Here is a 21,185-nt window from a genome sequence, read left to right as displayed (position 1 = left end):
CGCACCTGATATCAGGTGCGCTTTTTTTATGCCTCAACGCTTCAGTCGATGGCCGCCGCCAGCACCTGCGCCAAGTGCGCGTACACCGCGTCAATTTCCTGCGTCACCATGCGCATGCGCAGGAAGTCATGCACCAGCCCTTCGAATACCTGGCATTGCACATGAACGCCCTGCTGCGCCAGACGTTCGGCGTAGGCGCGGCCTTCATCGAGCAACGGGTCAAAGCCGGCCAGGGCGATGAACGCGGGTGCCACGCCACTCAGGTCGGGGGTCAGCAACGGTGAAAAACGCCAGTCGGTTCGATCCGCCGGGGTACGGGCGTAGTGGTCATAAAACCACTCCAGGCTGTCGCTTTCCAACAAATAGCCTTCGCCTAACAGTTCCATGGACTCGCTGCGTCGCGAGGCATCGGCCACCGGGTAGCACAGCAGTTGCAGACGCGGCTGGAGCACACGTTCAAAGCGTACCGCGTCGATCGCCAGCACGGTGGCCAGGGTCGCGCCAACGCTGTCACCGCCGTACACCAGCCGCGCAGTGTCCAGCCCGTAGGCCTGGGCGTGCTCAGCCAGCCAGGCCAGGCCGTCGGCGCAGTCTTCCAGTGCCGTGGGGAACTTGTATTCCGGGGCGCGCCGGTATTCCACGGCGAGCACCGCGCAGGGCGTGCGCGCGCAAAACTCCCGGCAAACGCCGTCGTGGGAGTCCAGGCTGCCCACTACAAAACCGCCGCCGTGCAGGTAAACCAGTACCGGCAACGCGCCGCCGCCCTGCCCCTGCGGCCGGTACAGGCGCAGCGCCTGATCGGTGCCGTCGCGTGCGGTAAAGCTCAGGTCCTGGCTGTGGACTTCAGGCACGGCCCAGCGCATCTGCGTCGAAGCCTGCTCGAATGCCGAGCGCGCCTGTTCAGGCATTTGTTGATGAAAGGGCTCATCCTGGCGGCTGTCGACCAGATCGAGAAAGGCCGCAATTTCCGGGTTCAATGACATGACTGGGTTCCAGGGGCGCCACCGTCAGGTCGGCGCCCGTTTTCAAAAGGGCTAGAAAGATCAGGCGGCGCTTTGCATCACGCAATGCTCGATCAAGGCTTGCAGTTCGGCCTGGCACTGCACAGCCAGGGCGTCCATGGTCGAGGGGCGATAGCGGCGGTTGCTGTAGATGCAGCGGAAAGCCAGTCTCCCATTGAACACTTGGCCGACCCATTCCAGGTGGTTGGCCATCGGCGCATCGGCACCAAAACTGTCGCCCACGCTTTCCGGGGCCGGCAACAACAGGGCTTGCTCGTCGAAACTCTGGTCAAGCTGGCCCAGGTAGTTGAAGGTCACCCGCGCCGGGGCCAGGTTCGCCAACTGTTCGGTCACCGAGGAGTCGGCCATGTAACGCAGTACGCCATAGCCAATGCCCTTGTTCGGTACTTCAGCCAACTGGTCGCGCACGGCCAGGATCGACGTGCCGAAGTCCAGTTGCGCCGAAGGGGCCAGACGCACCGGGAACATGCTGGTAAACCATCCCAGCGTACGACTCAGGTCCAGCGCTTCGAACAAGTCTTCACGGCCGTGGCCCTCCAGTTGGACCAGAATCGACGGCTGGCCGCTCCAGCGGCACATGGCACGGCTCAACGCCGTCAGCAACAGGTCGTTGATTTGTGTCTGGTAAACCGCCGGCGCCTCTTTGAGCAACTGCTGGGTGTGCGCTTCGCTGAGACTGAACGACGCCTCGGCGCGGTTGCACATCAGGTTCTTGCCGCGGGGGTTGTCGCAGGGCAGTGCATCGTCCTGTTGGCTCAATTGGGCCAGCCAGTAATCGAGTTCCTGCGTCCGGATCGTTTGCGCATGGCCTGCCAGGTTTTCCGTCCACTCGCGCACGCTGCTGGTTCGAATCGGCAATTGCGGCTCGTTACCCAGGCAGTACGCGTCATAGGCTATTTGCAGGTCTTGCAGCAGCACGCGCCATGACACACCGTCGATGACCAAGTGATGAATCACCAACAACAAACGCACTTCACCATTGCCCAGGGTTGCAAGCAGGCCGCGCAACAGCGGCCCTTTTTCCAGGTCCAGGCTGCGTTGCAGCTCATTGGCCGCGGTTTCCAGTGCCTCCTCATCTGCAACATCACGTACCCACAGCAGCGGGTCTTGCTCGACGTGCCGCAGGCTGTCCTCGAGCGTCTGGTAATGCTGGCTCCAGCGCCCGCCCTGCTGCGTGAAGCGCAGGCGCAAGGCGTCATGTTGATCGAGCATGCGCACCAGGGTGCGTTGCAGCGCGCCCACATTCAGGGCTTCGCGGGCCCGCAGAATCAGCGCCTGGTTGAAATGCTGAGGTGTGCGCATCTGCTCGCCGAAGAACCATTCCTGAATCGGCAGCAACGGGAATGCGCCCTCGCGCATCACCTGGGTGACCGTGTCAGTTGCGCTGGTACGGGCCACGGCTTGCTGGTCGAACAGGTTGGCAATCGTCTGGCAACGCATCAGGTCACGCAGCTTCAATTCCAGGTTCAGTTGCGAATGGTTACGCACCTGCGAGATCACTTGCAGGCTGAGGATCGAGTCACCCCCGAGCTCGAAGAAGTTATCGCTGATGCCGACGTCCTCGACTTGCAACACCTGCGCCCAAATGCCTGCCATCAGCCGTTCTTCTTCGCTGCGCGGCGCCTGGTACTGCGCCGTGTCGAACGTCGGTTCGGGCAACGCCTTGCGATCCAGCTTGCCATTGGGTGACAACGGCATGCTTGCCAGGCAAATGATCTGGGGCGGCACCATGTAGTCGGGCAAGGTTTCGCGCAGCGCGGCCCTGAGGGCCTCGCCTTTAAGCTCGGGATCGGCACTGACCACATAACCGATCAGCTGTTTGCCGGATACGCCGTCACGCGCGATCACCACGGCGTCGTTGACACCGGGCTGCAACCGCAGGCTCGCCTCGATTTCGCCGAGTTCGATACGGAAACCGCGCACCTTGACCTGATGGTCCAGGCGCCCCACGTAATCCAGCACGCCACTGTCGCGCAGGCGCACCAGATCGCCGCTGCGGTACGTACGGCTGCCAGGCGCTCCAAACGGGTCCGGCACGAAACGTTCCGCCGTCATCGCGGCGCGGCCATGGTAACCACGGGCCACGCCATAGCCACCGATGAACAGTTGCCCGGCGAAACCTTGGGGCAGCGGGTTCAAGTCGTCATCCAATACCCACAGCGAGCGTTGCCCCACCACTCGGCCGATGGGTGCATACGCCGCACCACAGGGTTCATCGGCTGCCGCTTTCCAGAGCATCGGCGTGACCACTGTCTCGGTCGGGCCATAGCCGTTGGTGATGTAGCGTGGCTGCAGGATGGTGCGCACCTGCGCCAGGGTCTGCTCGGGAACCGCGTCGCCCCCCAGGCAGTAAATGCGCACCGGCGGAGCAGCGTTGCCGCTGGCCTGCACAAACTCGGCGACCTGTTTGAGATAGGCCGGCGGGAAGCAGGCAATATCAATGTTCAGGTGCTGCAGGGCATGACAGGTCTGTTCCGGCGTCCACAGTTCATTGTCACGCAGCACCAGCGTGCCGCCCACCGATAGCGTGGTCAGCCAGCGCTCATGGGCGCCGTCGAAGGCGAACGACATGAAGTGCAGCTCGCGGGTGCGCGCATCCATTTCGTAGAGCTGGGCAATGGCCTGGCAATGCATGCTCAGCGGGCCATGGGTCACCGCCACCCCCTTGGGCAAACCGGTGGAACCTGAGGTGTAGATCAGGTAAGCCAGGCTGTGCTCACTGATGGCGACCATGGGCGCCGTCTCGGGGCAAGCCGCAATGTCCATGTCCAGCCGTGAAAGGTCGACCCGTTGTACGTGCTGCGGCAGTGGCAGGCCTGCAGCCAGCTCAGCGCGACTGATCAGGTGCTTCATGCCCGAGTCTTCGATCATGAACGCCAAGCGTTCAGGCGGGTAATCGGTATCCAGCGGCACATAGGCAGCGCCACTTTTGAGCACCGCCAGCAGAGCCACCAGCACGTCCAGGGAACGCTCCAGGGCAACGCCGATCACCTGTTCCGGCCCCGCGCCCTGGGCAATCAGGTAGTGGGCCAAGCGGTTCGCCCGCATCTCAAGCTCGCCGTAGCTCAAGACCGCGCCCTGGCACTCGGCGGCCGGCGCGTGCGGCCGTTGCTCAGCGTGGCGGGCGATCAGCGTCGGCAAATGTTCACGCGAATGCACCGGCGCAGGCTCGCTCGCCCATTCGCTGAGCGCCTGCCATTGCGGCGCGGCCAGGCGTTGCAGGTTGCCCAGGTATTCGGTGGGCGCTGCAATCATCGCCAGCAACGTGGTTTCCATCAGTTGGCGGATGCCTTCGACGGCGCTGGCGTTAAAACAGTCGCGCAGGAACAGGTACTCAATCGACAACTCCTGGCCAAGGTGCACCGCCAGGTCCATGGGGAAGTTGGTGACGTCATGGTTGGCCGAGGCGCCGAAGCGCAGCCCGCCCTGGGCTTGCTCCAGGCGTTCGTCGATCGGGTAGTTTTCGAACACGATGATGCTGTCGAACAACGCCTGACCGCCCTGCCCCGACCAGCGCTGGATATCGGCCAGCGGCGCATGGGCATGCTCGCGCAGGTCCAGGTTGCTGGCTTGCAATTGGGCAAGCCAGTGGTCAAGGCGCTCTGCCGGCTCCACCGTCTGGATCACCGGCAACGTGTTGATGAACAGGCCCAGCATGTTCTGCGCATTGGGCAGGCTTTCCGGACGGCCGGCCACGGTGGCGCCAAAGGCAACCGTCGACTGCCCGGTGTAACGCTGCAACACCAGCAACCACGCGCCCTGGATCAGTGTGTTGGGGGTAATGCCCTGTTGCCGGCAATGGTGCAGGAGCGTGCCGGTACGCGTGGCATCCCAGCGGGTGTACAGCGCTTCGTGCCCGGCCAGTGCTTCGGTATGCCGTGGGTGGATCGCCTGGCTGAGTGCGGTGGGCTCGGCCAGCGTTTGCAGGCGCGATTTCCAGTAGTGCTCGAGGCGATCCTGGTCCTGGCCTTGCAGCCAGGCGATGAAGTCGCGGTAGCGCCCGCTGTCGCCGCTCACTTCGCCGGTGGCGTAGTGTTGCAGGACTTCGCCGAACAATTGCGAGCTGCTCCAGCCGTCCATCAGGATGTGGTGGCTGGTCCAGATCAATTGGTGTTCGTTGGCGCCCAGACGAATGAGCACCAGACGCTGCAACGGCACCTGACTCAATTCGAAGCCGCGCGCGCGCTCGTCACGGGCACACTCGGCGAGGCGGTCCGCATCGACCGGCGTGCCTTGCCAGTCCAGCAGGCGCAAATCCACTTGCGCCTGGCGTTGCACCACCTGGATCGGCGTGGTCTGGCCACCCTGCCAATGGAACGAGGTACGCAGGATGGCGTGACGGCCGATCACATGCTGCCAGGCTGCACGGAAACGCTCCGGGTCCAACCCTTCCACGGGCAGGCTCAGTTGGTTCACGTACAGGTCGTCGCCATCGTCCGACAAGGTGTGGAACAACATGCCTTGCTGCATCGGCGACAGCGGGTAAATATCCTCGATGTCCTGCACGGCCACAGGCAACGCATCGAGCTGGGTCTGGGTCAGCTTGGCCAGAGGGAAATCAGACGGCGTCACGCCCATTGACGTGCCGTCACAGCAATGGGCAATCAACGCGGCCAACTCGGCGGCATATTCATCCGCGAGGCCGGCAATGCTCTGTTCGTCGAACATTTGCGCACTGAAGGTCCAGCCCAGGCTCAATTCACCGCCGTAGACCTGGCCGTTCAACACCAGCCAGTTGCCCAGCGGTGCCAGCGGGCTCTGCTCCTGGCCGGCACTTTCGGCGGCAGGCACAAACAAGGCGTGCTCGTCGAACTGCGCGTCAAACTGGCCGAGATAATTGAAGGTGATCCGCGGCTCCGGCAGCGCACGCAGCGTTGCCTGGGCGTGGTCGTCCCCCAGATAACGCAGCACACCAAAACCGATGCCTTTGTTGGGCACCGCGCGCAGTTGTTCCTTGGTTTGCTTGATCGCATCGCCCCACTGGGCGGCTGCCGGGATGCACACCGGGAAGGCGCTGGTAAACCAGCCAACCGTACGGCTCAGGTCCACATCATCGAACAACTCTTCACGGCCATGGCCCTCAAGCTGGATCAGCGCCGAATCGGTGCCGGCCCAGCGGCAGATCACCCGCGACAGGGCCGCCAGCAGCAGGTCATTGACCTGAGTGCGATAGGCCTGGGGGGCAACCTGCAACAGTTGCCGGGTCAGGGTCTTGTCCAGCCGGGTGTGCACACTCACAGCGTGGTGATTCTGCAGGCTCGCACCGGGCTTGGCGCCCGGCAGGGTCTCGGGTTGGCCCTGGCATTGGCGCTCCCAGTAGGCCAACTCGCTATTCAAATTCACCGCGTGAGCTTGCAGCCGCTCGCCCCAGACCTTGAACGCGCTGGTCTTGGCGGGCAGCTTTAATGGCTGCCCGGCCAGCGCCTGGCGGTAGGCCGTGTGCAAATCTTCCAACAGGATGCGCCACGACACGCCATCCACCGCCAGGTGATGAACCACCAGCAGCAAGCGTTGGGCTCCATCCGGCAGGTTAACCAGCACCGCACGCAGCAGTGGGCCGTGCTGCAGGTTCAGGCTGCGCTGGGCCTCCTGGCACACCGCTTCAATTTCATCCGCCCGGCTCACTGCGCTTTGCCACAACGTCTCAGGTTCCGCGCCGACCGAGCGGTGCGTGGCCTCCCAACCGTCGGCAAGGGGGGCAAACCCCACGCGCAGGGCATCATGGTGTTCCAGCAACGCGCGCAGGGCTTGCTCCAGCGCTGCGCTTTGCAGCGGCTCGGCAGGCTTGAGCAGAACGGATTGGTTCCAGTGATGCGCCTCAGGCATGGCGCTGTCAAAGAACCACTGCTGGAACGGCAACAACGGCAGGCTGCCAGTCACCGGCCCCTGATCAATGGTGGATGCCGGTTCGCCGCGCCGGGCGATAGCCGCCAGGCCTTGTACGGTCTGGTACTGGAACAGCTCTTTGGGCGTGAAGTGCAGGCCGGCCTGTCGCGCGCGACTGACCACCTGGATCGACATGATCGAGTCGCCACCCAGAGCGAAGAAGTTGTCGGTGATGCCCACCGGCTCTCGCCCCAGCACCGCCTCCCAGATCCGGCTCAATACCTGTTCGTTTTCCGAGACCGGCGCTTGATAGGCCAACGCCATCTGTTCTACATCCGGTTTCGGCAGCGCCTTGCGGTCCAGCTTGCCGTTGGGCGACAGCGGCAGTTGCTCCAGCAGCATCCACTGGTTGGGCACCATGTAATCCGGCAGGCTTTGTTGCAGGTAGGCACTTAAGGTTTCGCGCCAGTTGTCGCGGGTTTCAGCGAGTACCACGTAAGCCAGCAGGTGCTTGCCATCAATGACGGTGACGGCGGTTTCACGCACGACTTCATGCTCAAGCAAACGCGCTTCGATCTCGCCCAATTCGATACGCAGGCCACGCAGCTTGACCTGATGGTCGATGCGCCCGGCGTATTCGATCACGCCATCGGCGCGGTAGCGCGCCAGGTCACCGGTGCGGTACAGGCGCTCGCCGTGGCCAAACGGGCTGACCGCAAAGCGTTCGGCAGTCAGGGACGGGCGACGATGGTAACCGCGTGCCAGCCCTTCCCCGCCCAGGTACAGCTCGCCGAGGACGCCAACAGGCACTGGCTCCAGGTTGTCGTCGAGGATGTAGCAGGCCAGGTTGGCAATCGGGCGACCGATCGGCACGCTGTCGCGGCCCTCTTCGACACAGGTCCAGTGGGTCACGTCGATGGCGGCTTCGGTTGGGCCGTAGAGGTTGTAGAGATTGGCTTGTGGAAGCTTGGCGAATACCTGTTGCTGCGCGTCCGCCGGCAAGGCTTCACCGCTGCACACGATGCGCGTGAGGCTGGTGCACTGGCTGACGCCTGTGTCCTGCAGGAACGCCTGCAACATCGACGGCACGAAGTGCAGAGTGCTGACCTGCTCGCGGTTGATCAGCTCGACCAGTTTGGCGGGGTCGCGGTGGTCGCCGGGGGCGGCGACGACCAGGCGTGCGCCGGTCATCAGCGGCCAGAAAAATTCCCACACCGACACGTCGAAACTGAACGGGGTTTTCTGCAGCACCGTGTCGCTGGCACCCAGTTGATAGGCCTGCTGCATCCAGCACAGGCGGTTGGTCAGCGCGGAGTGGCGGTTGCCGGCGCCTTTGGGTTTGCCGGTGGAACCGGAGGTGTAGATTACGTAGGCGAGGTTTTCGCGGCTGACCGGAACGGCGGGGTTTTCGGAGCTGAAACCTGTGCTGTCCAGCTGATCCAGAACCAGTGTTTGCAGCCCTTGCGGAACTGGTAGCTGGGAAACCAGCGCCTGCTGAGTCAGCAACAAACCAATGCCGCTGTCCTCGATCATGTACTGCAAACGCTCCTGCGGATACTCAGGGTCAAACGGCACATACGCGCCGCCCGCCTTGAGGATCGCCAGCAACCCCACCACCATTTCAATCGACCGCTCAACGGCGATGCCCACCAGCACATCGGGGCCGACGCCGTGGGCGATCAACTGATGGGCCAGTTGGTTGGCTCGAATATTCAGCTCGCTGTAACTCAGCGTTACATCGCCAAACGCGAGGGCTTGCGCGTCCGGCGTCTTCAGCGCCTGAGCTTCAATCAATTGCTGAACCGAAGCGTCCAGCGGATAGCGTTCGGCGGTGGCGTTCCAGTCCTGCAGAATCATCTGCTGCTCAGCCGCACTCAGCAGCGCCAGCTCGCCCACTGCGCGATCCGGTGCATCTACGATGCCTTGCAGCAACGCCAGCCAGTGCTGCGCCATGCGCTCGATGCTGCTCGCTTCAAACAAATCGGTGGCGTAGATAAACGAAGCCGACAAGCCGTCATCCGCTTCGTGCACCTCAAGGGTTAGATCCAGCTGTGCCACCTGGGTCTCCCAGGCCACCCCTTCCACGCTCAAACCCGGCAATTGCCGGGCCGGGCCGCTTTGCCGAGCTGCCCGCTGGTGGTTGAACATCACCTGAAACAGCGGGTTACGGCTCAGGCTGCGCTCCGGCGCCAGGGCTTCCACCAGTTGTTCGAATGGCAAATCCTGGTGCGCCTGGGCCGCCAGTGCCCGCTGCTTGACCTGTTGCAACAGCTCGGTAAACGTCAGGCTGTCGGTAAAGTCAGCCTGCAAAATCTGGGTGTTGACGAAAAAGCCGATCAGCCCTTCGGTCTCCACACGATTACGGTTGGCGGTGGGTGTACCGACCCGCACCTGGCTCGACCCGCTGTAGCGATGCAACAGGGTCTGGAACGAAGCCAGCAACAGCATGAACAGGGTGGCGCCTTCAGCCCGCGCCAGCGTCTGCAACGCCTGGCTCAATGCCTGCGGCAGCGGAATGTTGCAGCGTGCACCGCGATAGCTTTGCACGGCCGGGCGCGGGTGATCCTGTGGCAGCTCCAGAACGGGTTGCTCACCACCCAACTGCTCGACCCAATACGCCAATTGCCGCTCACGCTCACCGGCTTCCATCCAGCTGCGCTGCCACAAGGCGTAGTCAGCGTACTGAATCGCCAGGGGTGGAAGTTCGACGGGGGCATTGCGGCAATAACCGCCATACAGCTCGATCAGCTCATTGACCATCACCCGCATCGAGCCGCCGTCGGACACGATGTGGTGTTGCACCACCAGCAGCACATGATCTTCATCACTGACGCGCAGCAGTTTGACCCGCAGCAGCGGCCCTTGCTCAAGGTCAAAGGGTTGGCGAATGCCCCCTTCGACCCACGCCTGCAGCGCCGCTTCATCAGCCGACGCGGCGTGTTCCACGCCGATCTGCAGGGGCACCACGGCATCGATCACCTGCCGCGTCATGTCGTGCTCACGCACGAACCGCGTGCGCAGGCTTTGATGCCGCTGGATCAACCCTTCAAAACTGCGTTGCAAGGCTGGCAGGTCCAACGCGCCGCGCAGGCGCAGCGCAGTCGGGATGTGGTAGGCGGCGCTGTCCGGTTCCAGCTGCCAGAGAAACCACTGACGCTCCTGCGCGTAGGACAGCGGCACACTGTCAAATGCGCTTTGCACTTCGGGGATCGGCAGGTTGGCCGGTGACACGCCTTGCGCCAGCATCTTTTCAAGGTAGAGCTTGCGTTTGTCCAGCGGCAACGTGATGAAGCGGCGGGCAATACTTGCAGCGACCGTGCTGTCCATTTACACGCCCTCCATTTCGTCTAGCAGGTCTTCCAGCAAGCTGAGCTTCGAGGCGCTGACCTGTTCGCCGCTGTTTTGCAATTGCACCACCAGATCGCCCAATACCGGGTACTGGAACAACAGTTGCGGGACCAGGGTCATGCCCAGTTCTAGTTGAATACGCGACACAATATTTATCACCAGCAGGGAGTGACCTCCCAGTTCAAAGAAATGGTCGGTCATGCCGACCTGTTCCAGCTTCAAGACATCGGCCCAGATCGCGGCCACCTTGCACTCAAGCTCGCTTTGCGGCGCCACGAAGGCCTGTTGCAACACACGTGCATCCGGCTGCGGCAGGGCCTTGCGGTCCAGCTTGCCGTTGGCGGTCAGCGGCATGTGCGCCAGCAGCAGCAAGTGCGCGGGCACCATGTAATCAGGCAGGTGCGCCTTGAGGCTTGCGCGCAGGCTTTCGCGCCACGCGGCCTCATCGTCCACGGGCGCAGAGGCCACCAGATAACCAACGAGTTGCGTGCCGCCAGGCCCCTCGGTGGCCAACACCACCGCTTCGCGCACCGACGGCAAGCCTTGCAGGCGCGCTTCGATTTCGCCCAGTTCAATCCGGTAGCCGCGGATTTTTACCTGGTGGTCGATACGACCTGCGTACTCGATGACGCCATTGGCGCAGTAGCGCGCCAGGTCACCCGTCCGGTACAGCCGCCCGCCGTCACGGCTGAACGGGTCCGCCACGAAGCGTGTACTGGTGAGGTCGGCGCGGTTCAGATACCCGCGCGCCAGCCCGGCACGTCCGACATACAACTCGCCGATGCAGCCTTTGGGTACCGGGTGGAGATCGGCATCCAGCACGTACCAGGACAAGTCCGCAATCGCCGCGCCCAGCGGGCTCGATGCACCATTGTTCAGGTCGGCCAGCGACAGCGGGCGATACGTCACGTGAACCGTGGTTTCGGTAATGCCGTACATGTTGACCAATTGCGGCGTCGAATCACCAAAGCGCTCGAACCACGGGCGCAGGCTGTTGACCTCCAGGGCCTCGCCGCCGAAGACCACGTAACGCAGCGACGTCGTGCGCGAAGCCTCATCCGCACACGCCACCTGCATCAACTGCTTGAACGCCGACGGTGTCTGATTCAACACGGTGACATGCTCGGCACACAGCAATTCGAAGAACGCCTGCGGTGAACGGCTGACCTCCTGCGGCACAATCACCAGGCGGCCACCGTGCAGCAGCGCCCCGAAGATCTCCCACACCGAAAAGTCGAACGCGTAGGAGTGAAACAGCGTCCAGCAGTCTTGCGGGCCGAAGTTGAATTCGCCCCGGGTCGCATCGAACAGGCGCAACACGTTACGGTGAGGCAACAAGGTGCCTTTGGGTTTGCCCGTGGAGCCGGAGGTGTAAATCACGTAGGCCAGGTTGTCCGGCCCCACATCGACCTGAGGGTTGTGCTCGATCGCCGGGTGGTCGCCCTGAATAGACAGGTTGCGCACCCCGGCCGGCGTCGGCTGTGGCCATTGGGTCAACAACAGCTTCAGGCCGCTGTCTTCGATCATGTAGTGCAGGCGGTCGGCAGGGTACGCCGGGTCCAGCGGCACATAGGCGCCGCCGGCCTTGAGAATCGCCAGCAGGCCCACCAGCATGTCGAACGAGCGCTCTACCGCAATGCCCACCAGCACTTCCGGGCCGACCCCCTCGGCGATCAAGGCATGGGCCACGCGGTTGGCTTGACGGTTGAGTTCACCGTAGCTCAGTTGCTGATCGCCCAGCACCAGGGCCACCGCATCAGGCACCTGCGCGGCCTGGGCTTCGATCAAACGGTGAAGCACGGCGGTTTGTGCAAACGTCGCCGGCTGGCCGTTCCATTGCGCCAACGTGGCCAGGCGCTCCTGGTCTGCCAGCATCGGCAGTTCACCGACACGGCAGCGCGGCTGCTCGACCAGGCCTTGCAACAGGGCCCGCCAATGCCGGGCCATGCGTTCGACGGTGGCGGCGTCGAACAGGTCGGTGGCATAGGTCAGCGACGCGTGCAGTTGCTCCGCGCTTTCGTAGGTTTCCAGGGCCAGATCGAACTGCGCGGTATGGGTGTCCCAGTCAACGCCTTCAAAACTGAGGCCGCAGACCTGTCGGGCACTGGCGTCACGCCGGGCAGCGGTCTGGTGGTTGAACAGCACCTGAAATAACGGGCTGCGGCTCAGGTCGCGGGCCGGCGCCAAGGCTTCAACCAGTTGCTCGAACGGCAAGTCCTGATGTTCCTGCGCCGCGAGTGCCTGTTGCTTGACCTGTTGCAGCAGTTGATCAAAGCCCGTCTGGGGGTCGAGCTCGGCCTTCAATACCTGGGTATTGACGAAGAAGCCGATCAGCCGTTCGGTCTCGCTGCGGTGGCGGTTGGCAACCGGCACGCCGACGCGGATATCGCGTTGGGCACTGTAGCGATGCAGCAGTATCTGGAAAGAGGCCAACAACAGCATAAACAGCGTCACACCCTGTTGCCGCGCCAGGGCTTGCAGCGACGTCGCCAACGCCGCCGGCAAGGCGATATCCAGGCGCGCACCACGATGGCTTTGCACCGCCGGACGCGGGCGGTCCAGCGGCAACTCAAGCGCCGAAGGCTCACCACCCAGGTTCGCCAGCCAATAGGCCAACTGTCGCTCGCGCTCCCCCGCGTCCATCCAGTCGCGCTGCCATTGGGCGTAGTCAGCGTATTGAATCGGCAACGCCGGCAACTCTGCGGGCAGTGATTGAACCCGGGCGGCGTACAGTTCCACCAGCTCGTCAACCATCACCTGCATCGACCAGCCATCGGAGACGATGTGATGTTGCGCCAGAACCAGCACGTGTTCTTGCGCCGACAGCCGCAACAGGCTGGCGCGCAACAGCGGGCCCTGGCGCAAGTCGAACGGCTCGGCGAGTGCCGCGTCGATACGGGCACGCAGGAAGGCATCGTCCGCACCGCTGGCGTCCTCCACCGCAATGTCCAGGCTTACCGGCGCCCCGACGACTTGAATCACCCGGCCATCGACCTGAGTGAAGTGCGTGCGCAGGCTCTCGTGCCGCTCGATCAGCCGGTCAAAACTGTAGTGCAGCGCCGAGAGGTCCAGCGGGCCGCGCAAACGCAATGCGGTCGGAATGTGATAGGCGCTGCCCTGCGGGTCCAGTTGCCAGAGGAACCATTGGCGTTCCTGGGCATAGGACAAGGCCAGGGGCTGGCTGCGATCGACGGCCGCCATCGCGGTTTCGCGCGCCTCCCCGGCGACCGGGCCAAGGCACTGCACAAAGGCCTGCAAGGTACTGTGTTCAAACAGCGCCTTGAGCGGCAGCGCGATCCCCAATGCATGGCGCACCCGGGAAATCACCTGCGTGGCCAGCAAGGAATGGCCGCCCAGTTCGAAGAAGTGGTCGCTCAGCCCGACACGTTCCAGGCGCAACACCTCTGCCCAGATCGCCGCAACCTGCTGCTCCAGCGCCGACACCGGGGCCACATAATGCTGCTGCAACGTGCTGACATCCGGTTTGGGCAGAGCCTTGCGGTCCAGCTTGCCATTGGGCGTCAACGGCATGCGCTCCAACGCCAACAGGTGGGTGGGCACCATGTAATCCGGCAGGCTGCGCTTGAGCTCGGCCTTGAGGGCATCGCACCACGGCAGCAACGCCTCATCCTGTTGCATCGGCACCACGTATCCGACCAACTGCTGACCACCCGGACCGGCATGCGCCACAACCGCGGCATCCCGCACCGACGCCTGCTCCAGCAGCCGCGCTTCAACTTCACCCAGCTCGACTCGGAAGCCGCGAATTTTCACCTGGTGGTCTACGCGCCCCTGGTAATCGAAAATGCCATCCTCGCGGCGGCGCACACGGTCACCGCTGCGATACAGACGGCCACCGGGCACGCCAAAGGGGTCGGGCACAAAGCGTTCAGCGGTCATGCCCGGGCGATCCAGATACCCCCGCGCCAGGCCTTCACCGCCCAGGAACAACTCACCGGCGACACTGTGCGGCAGCACGTCCAGGTCAGCACTCAATACCCAGGCACTGCGGTTGCCGATGCGGCTGCCGATCGGCGCATAGGCCGCGCCGCAACGGGCAAGGGCGTCGGCCTTCCAGATCAGCGGGGTCACCACCGTCTCGGTCGGACCATAACCATTGATGATGTGCTCAGGCTTGAGCGCATCGCGCACGCGCTCGAAGCTGTCATTGGGCACCGCGTCGCCGCCAAAGCAATAAATGCGCACCGGTGGAGGGTTGCCGTGGAGCTCGGCGTGCTCGGCCAATTGCAATAAATAAGCAGGCGGGAACGCCACGACGCTGACGCCATAGCGATGCATCGCCGCATAGGTTTGCTCAGGGCTCCACAAGCTGTCATCGCGCACTGCCAGGCGGCTGCCGTGAGTCAAGGCGGTCAGCCAGCGTTCATGAGCGCCGTCAAACGCAAATGACATGAAATGCAGCTCGCAATCGTCTTCGGTCATCGCATAACGCTGGCCGATGGCCTCGCAGTGCATCGCCAGCGGGCCGTGGGCTACGCAAACACCTTTGGGCTGGCCCGTAGAGCCAGAGGTGTAAATCACGTAGGCCAGGCTTTCGTCATGCACACGCACGCTCGGAGCGCTATCGGGCCAATCGGCGAGGTCGAGGGTATCGAGTTCAAGCGCCAACAGCCCCGTCGGCAGCGGCAGTTGCCCACGCAGGCGCGAATCGGTCAGCAGCAGGCCGATTCCGGAATCGTCCATCAGATAAGCCAGGCGCTCGCGCGGGTAGCTTGCGTCCAGCGGCACGTAGGCACCGCCCGCCTTGAGCACGGCCAGCAACGCCACCAGCATCTGCGGCCCGCGCGACAGGGCAACGCCCACCCGCACTTCCGGCCGGACGCCCTGGGCCACCAGGTACTGCGCCAGGCGGTTCGACTGGCTGTGCAGCTCGGCGAAGTTCGTTACATGGTCATCGAACAACACGGCGGGCGCCTGTGGGCGCCGCTCTGCCTGAGCGCTGATACGTTCATGCACATATCGCACGTCACGGGCCGGAGCCGGCTGGTTGCTCGCGTACAGCTCGGCGCTGTCCTGCGGGGACAACAGCGACAAATCCCCCAGGCGCGTTTGCGGTGCGCGACCCAGTTGATCAAGCAGCCCCTCTAATTGAGCGTGCAAGCGACGCACCTGTGCAGCGCTGAAGTGCTTGCACATGAAGCTGTAATGCAGCTCCAGCTCTTCGCCCAGGTTGCAGCCCAGGGTCAGCGCGTAGTTGGTCTGCTCACGGCTGGCAACCGCGCCAAAACTCAAGCCGTCCGGCGCGCCGCGCTGCAACGCCTCGGAAACCGGGTAGTTTTCAAAGACCAGCAGGCTGTCGAACAACGCCTCGCCGCCCTGCCCGGCCCAGCGCTGGATATCGAACAAGGGGGTGTGCTCATACTCGCGCAGGCCCAGATTGATGTCTTGAACCTGTTGCAGCCAATCGGCCACCGACAACTGTGGGTCGGGGCGCGCAATGACCGGCAGGGTATTGATAAACAAACCGATCTGCTGCAGCGCCCCGGCAAGCTCCGTCGGACGCCCCGCCACCGTCGCGCCAAAAGCCACCGTCGGCTGGCCGGTGTAGCGTTGCAGCACCAGCAGCCAGGCGGCCTGGAGCATCGTGTTGAGGGTGACTTTCTGTTCCCGCGCGAACCGGGCCAGATGCCGAACCTGCTCGGCGCCGACCACATGAACCTGTTGTTCGTAGCCCTGCACATCCATCGGCTGCACAGCCCCGGCCAGGCTTTGTGCCAGATGGGTGGGGGCCTGCAGCGTTGCCAACTGCGCCTGCCAATAGCCTTGCGCTGCGCCGGCATCCTGACGTTGCAGCCAGTCGATGTAATCGCGGTAGCGGCCGACAGACTCGATCGCCTGCCCGCTGTAGCGCTGCAGGACTTCGCCCAGCAGCTGCGAGTTGCTCCAGCCATCCATCAGGATATGGTGATGGGTATAAATCAGCTCATGTTCCCCGGCGCCGGTTCGTACCAGCCGCAGGCGCAACAACGGCGCACGGGCCAGGTCGAAGCCGCGTCGACGCTCGTCGTCCGCCAGTTGATCGAGGCGCTCGGAAAGGTCTTCATGGCCTTGCCAGTCGAGCAGTTCGACGGGCAAATGCACATCGCGCTGAACGATTTGCAAGGCATGCGGCAAGTCACCCTCCCATACAAAACCGCTGCGCAGTATGGAATGGGCGTCCAGTGCAGCCTGCCAGGCCGCACAGAAGCGCTCGACGTCGAGGCCTTGAACCCGCAGGCGCATCTGGTTGATGTAGTCACCGGCATCCTGCTCGAGCAGGCTATGGAACAGCATGCCCTGCTGCATCGGCGAGAGCGGGTAAATGTCTTCGATCGAGCGGGCATTGACCGGCAGTTGGTCGAGTTGCGCCTGGCTGAGCCTGGCCAGCGGGAAATCCGACGGGGTAACACCAACGTGGGCGCTGTGGGTGCAATGCTCGATCAACGCGGTCAGTTGTTCTGCGTAGTCATCCGCCAGGCGCTGCAGCGTAGGCGTATCGAACATCTGCTCGCTGAAGGTCCAGGCGATGCTCAACTGGCCGCCATACACCTGGCCATCGAGGGTCAGCCAGTTGCCGAGCGGCGCCAAAGGGCTCTGCTCGAGCCCGCGGTCTTCCGTCGCCGGGGCAAACAGGGCGCCCTGGCCGTCGTCAAAACTGGCGTCGAACTGACCAAGGTAGTTGAAGGTAATGCGCGGCACCGGCAAGTCGCGCAGCAGCGCCTGGGTGGATGCGTCCCCCAGATAACGCAGCACACCGAAACCGATACCTTTGTCGGGAATCGCGCGCAGTTGTTCCTTGATCTGTTTGATCGAACCGGCGAGATCGTCCTGCGGGGTCAAACGCACGGGAAACGCGGTGGTAAACCAGCCGACAGTGCGGGTCAGGTCGATCTCATCGAACAATGCCTCGCGGCCATGCCCCTCAAGCTGAATCAGTGTTGAAGGCTGGCCGGTCCAGGCGCAGATCACACGCGCCAGGGCGGTCAGCAGCAGGTCGTTGACCTGGGTGCGGTAGGCAGCCGGCGCCTGTTGCAGCAAACGCTGGGTGGCTTCAACACTCAAGCGGGTCTGCACCGTGCGCGCGTCACGGTTACGCAGAGGGGCGTCGGGTGTGTGGCAAGGCAGCGAGGAGGCAGCGCCTTGCAACTGCGCTTGCCAATAAGGCAGTTGCCCGTGCAAGGCGGCCTCACCGGCATAGCCTTGCAAGCGCTCGGCCCAGGTTTTGAAGGCACTGGTTTTGGCCGGCAGTGTGACGGGCAGGCCCAGGGAAACCTGCGTGTGAGCCGTTTGCAGGTCTTCGAACAACACCCGCCAGGAGACGCCATCGACCACCAGGTGATGGATCACCAGCAGCACACGCTGGCTGCCGTCCGCCAGGGTAGCGAGCACGCCCTTCAACAGCGGGCCCTGGTGCAGGTTCAAACTGCGTTGGGCCTGTTCGCACAGCGCCAACAACTCCACGTCATCAGCCACGTGGGCAGCCACGGCCAGCGGCGCTTGCGACACATCGCCGGCATGTTCCGCCTGCCATTGGCCGTTGTGCTCACTGAAACGCAGGCGCAAGGCATCGTGGTGAAGCACCAGCGCCTGAAGCGATGCCTCAAGCGCTGCCAGCTCAACATTGTGCGCGGGCCGCAGCAGCACGGACTGGTTCCAGTGGTGCGCATCGGGTACAGCACTCTCAAAGAACCACTGCTGGAACGGCAACAGCGGCGTCACGCCCGTGACGGAACGCTGATCGATTTGCTCCCCGGCGCTCCCTAAACGTGCAACCGCGGCCAGGCTTTGCACGGTCTGGTACTGGAACAGCTCTTTGGGGGTGAAATGAATCCCCGCCTGCCGTGCACGCCCCACCACCTGGATCGAGATGATCGAGTCGCCGCCCAACTCAAAGAAGTTGTCGGTTACACCGACCTGCTCCACCCGCAACACATCGGCCCAGACAGAGGCAATGCGCTGCTCCAGCTCGCTGCGTGGCGCCACGTAGGCTTGCTGCACCGCCGCATCCGGTTTCGGCAGCGCCTTGCGGTCCAGCTTGCCGTTGGGCGACAGCGGCAGTTGCTCCAGTAGCATCCACTGGTTGGGCACCATGTAATCCGGCAGGCTTTGTTGCAGGTAGGCACTTAAGGTTTCGCGCCAGTTGTCGCGGGTTTCAGCGAGTACCACGTAAGCCAGCAGGTGCTTGCCATCAATGACGGTGACGGCGGTTTCACGCACGACTTCATGCTCAAGCAAACGCGCTTCGATCTCGCCCAATTCGATACGCAGGCCACGCAGCTTGACCTGATGGTCGATGCGCCCGGCGTATTCGATCACGCCATCGGCGCGGTAGCGTGCCAGGTCACCGGTGCGGTACAGGCGCTCGCCGTGGCCAAACGGGCTGACGGCAAAACGCTCGGCAGTCAGGGACGGGCGACGATGGTAACCGCGTGCCAGCCCTTCCCCGCCCAGGTACAGCTCGCCGAGGACGCCGACGGGCGCCGGCTCCAGGTTGTCGTCGAGGATGTAGCAGGCCAGGTTGGCAATCGGGCGACCGATCGGCACGCTGTCGCGGCCCTCTTCGACGCAGGTCCAGTGGGTCACGTCGATGGCGGCTTCGGTTGGGCCGTAGAGGTTGTAAAGATTGGCTTGTGGAAGCTTGGCGAATACCTGTTGCTGCGCGTCCGCCGGCAACGCTTCGCCGCTGCACACGATGCGCGTGAGGCTGGTGCACTGGGCTACGCCCGTGTCCTGCAGGAAGGCCTGCAACATCGACGGCACGAAGTGCAAGGTGCTGACTTGCTCGCGGTTGATCAACTCGACCAGCCTGGCGGGGTCGCGATGATCGCCGGGGGCGGCGACGACCAGGCGCGCGCCGGTGATCAGCGGCCAGAAAAATTCCCACACCGACACGTCGAAGCTGAACGGAGTTTTCTGCAGCACGGTGTCGCTGGCGCCCAGTTGGTAAGCCTGCTGCATCCAGCACAGGCGGTTGGTCAGCGCCGAATGGCGGTTGCCGGCGCCTTTGGGTTTGCCGGTGGAGCCGGAGGTGTAGATCACGTAGGCGAGGTTTTCGCCGGTGACCGGGATATTCGGGTTTTCGGAGCTGAAACCTGTGTTGTTCAACTGGTCTAGAACCAGTGTTTGCAGGCCTTGCGGAACAGGCAGTTGAGAAACCAGCGCCTGCTGCGTCAGCAACAAACCAATGCCGCTGTCTTCGATCATGTACTGCAAACGTTCCTGCGGATACTCAGGATCAAACGGCACATACGCCCCGCCCGCCTTGAGGATCGCCAGCAACCCCACCACCATTTCAATCGACCGCTCAACGGCGATGCCCACCAGCACATCCGGGCCGACGCCGTGGGCGATCAACTGATGGGCCAACTGGTTGGCGCGGGTATTCAGCTCGCTGTAACTCAGCGATACATCGCCAAACGCCAGAGCTTGCGCGCCCGGCGCCTTCAGCACCTGAGTTTCAATCAACTGCTGAACCGACGCGTCCAACGGGTAGGTTTCAGAGGTCGAGTTCCAGTCCTGCAGAATCATCTGCTGCTCAGCCGCACTCAGCAGCGCCAGTTCACCTACCGCGCGATCCGGTGCATCTACGATGCCTTGCAGCAACGCCAGCCAATGCTGCGCCATGCGCTCAATGCGGCCGGGTTCAAACAGGTCCGTCGCATAGGTCAGCGACGCATGCACGCCGTCTGCCGACTCATGGGTGTCCATCGTCAGGTCGAACTGCGCCGTACGGCTGTCCCACGCCATGCTTTCAACCGATAAACCCGGCAATTGCAGCACCTGTTCACTGCTGCGCGCCGCCGTTTGATGGTTGAACATCACCTGGAACAACGGGCTGCGGCTCAGGCTGCGAGCCGGGGCCAGCGCCTCCACCAGTTGCTCGAACGGCAAGTCCTGGTGCTCTTGCGCGCCCAACGCAACGGTCTTGACCTGTTGCAGCAGGTCGCGAAAAGTCGACCGGCTGTCAATTCGCGCGTGGAGCACTTGGGTATTGACGAAAAAGCCGATCAGTCGCTCGGTTTCCGCGCGGTTGCGGTTGGCAATCGGCACGCCCACACGCACATCGCGCTGCCCGCTGTAGCGGTGCAATAACGTCTGGAATGAGGCCAGCAACAGCATGTACAAGGTCGCGCCTTCGCGACGAGCGAGTGCCTGCAGCGCCTTGCCCAACGCGGCCGGCACCGGAACATCCAGGCGCGCACCGCGATAGCTCTGCACCGCCGGGCGCGGGTGGTCCAGCGGCAACTCCAGCACCGGCTGCTCCCCGCCCAATTGCTCGACCCAATAAGCCAGTTGCCGCTCACGCTCACCGGCGTCCATCCAGCTGCGTTGCCATTGGGCGTAATCGGCATACTGAATCGGCAGGGCCGCCGGTACCGACACCTCGCCACGACAGCAACCGGCGTAGACCTCGATCAACTCTTCAACCATCACCTGCATCGACGCACCGTCGGACACGATGTGGTGCTGAACCAGCACCAGCACGTGATCATCCTCGGCAACCTGCAGCAACGTGGCGCGCACCAGCGGCCCCTGCATCAGGTCGAAGACCTCACTGATTTCCTGTTCGATGGCCGCTTTCAACCAGGCGTCCAGCCCGGCACCCGCGCCATCGGCGGGTACGGCCTTGACGGCAATCGGCAGCGAGAACGGCTCATGCACCACTTGCAGCAATTGTTCCTGCTCACGGACAAAACCGGTGCGCAAGGTTTCATGCCGCACCACCAGCGCATCAAAGCTGCGCTGCAAAGCGCTGCGATCCAGCTGCCCACGCAAGCGCAACGCTGTCGGAATGTGGTAAGCCGCGCTATCGGGCTCCAACTGCCAGAGGAACCACTGCCGCTCCTGAGCATAGGAAAGCCGAAGAGGCTCGCCGGCAGCACGCCGAAAAATCGGCGCGATACCGTAGAGATTGATCCCCTTCTGACTCAGCAGAATCGCCAGAGCTTTGCGTTTCTCGGGAGAAAGCGCGCCTACCGATTCGATCAA

3 protein-coding genes are annotated in these 21,185 nt (G+C 63.3%); all 3 read right to left on the bottom strand.

Annotation, left to right across the window (positions count from 1 at the left end):
* Window positions 1-41: 41 nt before the first annotated feature.
* The 3 genes from ATI14_RS20485 to ATI14_RS20475 are packed head-to-tail and all read right to left on the bottom strand — an operon-like array spanning window position 42 to window position 21,185.
* On the bottom strand, window positions 42-983 hold the full coding sequence (locus ATI14_RS20485; RefSeq protein ID WP_016969434.1) for an alpha/beta hydrolase: 942 nt from the start codon (window positions 981-983) through the stop codon (window positions 42-44).
* Window positions 984-1,043: 60 nt separating this feature from the next.
* Window positions 1,044-10,175 (bottom strand): non-ribosomal peptide synthetase, encoded by a 9,132-nt coding sequence (locus ATI14_RS20480; RefSeq protein WP_100831510.1) that lies wholly within the window; start codon window positions 10,173-10,175, stop codon window positions 1,044-1,046.
* Window positions 10,176-21,185 (bottom strand): non-ribosomal peptide synthase/polyketide synthase, encoded by an 11,010-nt coding sequence (locus tag ATI14_RS20475; RefSeq protein WP_425272479.1) that lies wholly within the window; start codon window positions 21,183-21,185, stop codon window positions 10,176-10,178. It abuts the gene before it with no gap.

This window comes from Pseudomonas tolaasii NCPPB 2192, assembly GCF_002813445.1.
GTDB classification, from domain to species: Bacteria; Pseudomonadota; Gammaproteobacteria; order Pseudomonadales; family Pseudomonadaceae; genus Aquipseudomonas; species Aquipseudomonas tolaasii.
The sequence above is the reverse complement of the archived record's forward strand: the minus strand, read 5'-3'. Positions and strand labels throughout refer to the sequence as shown.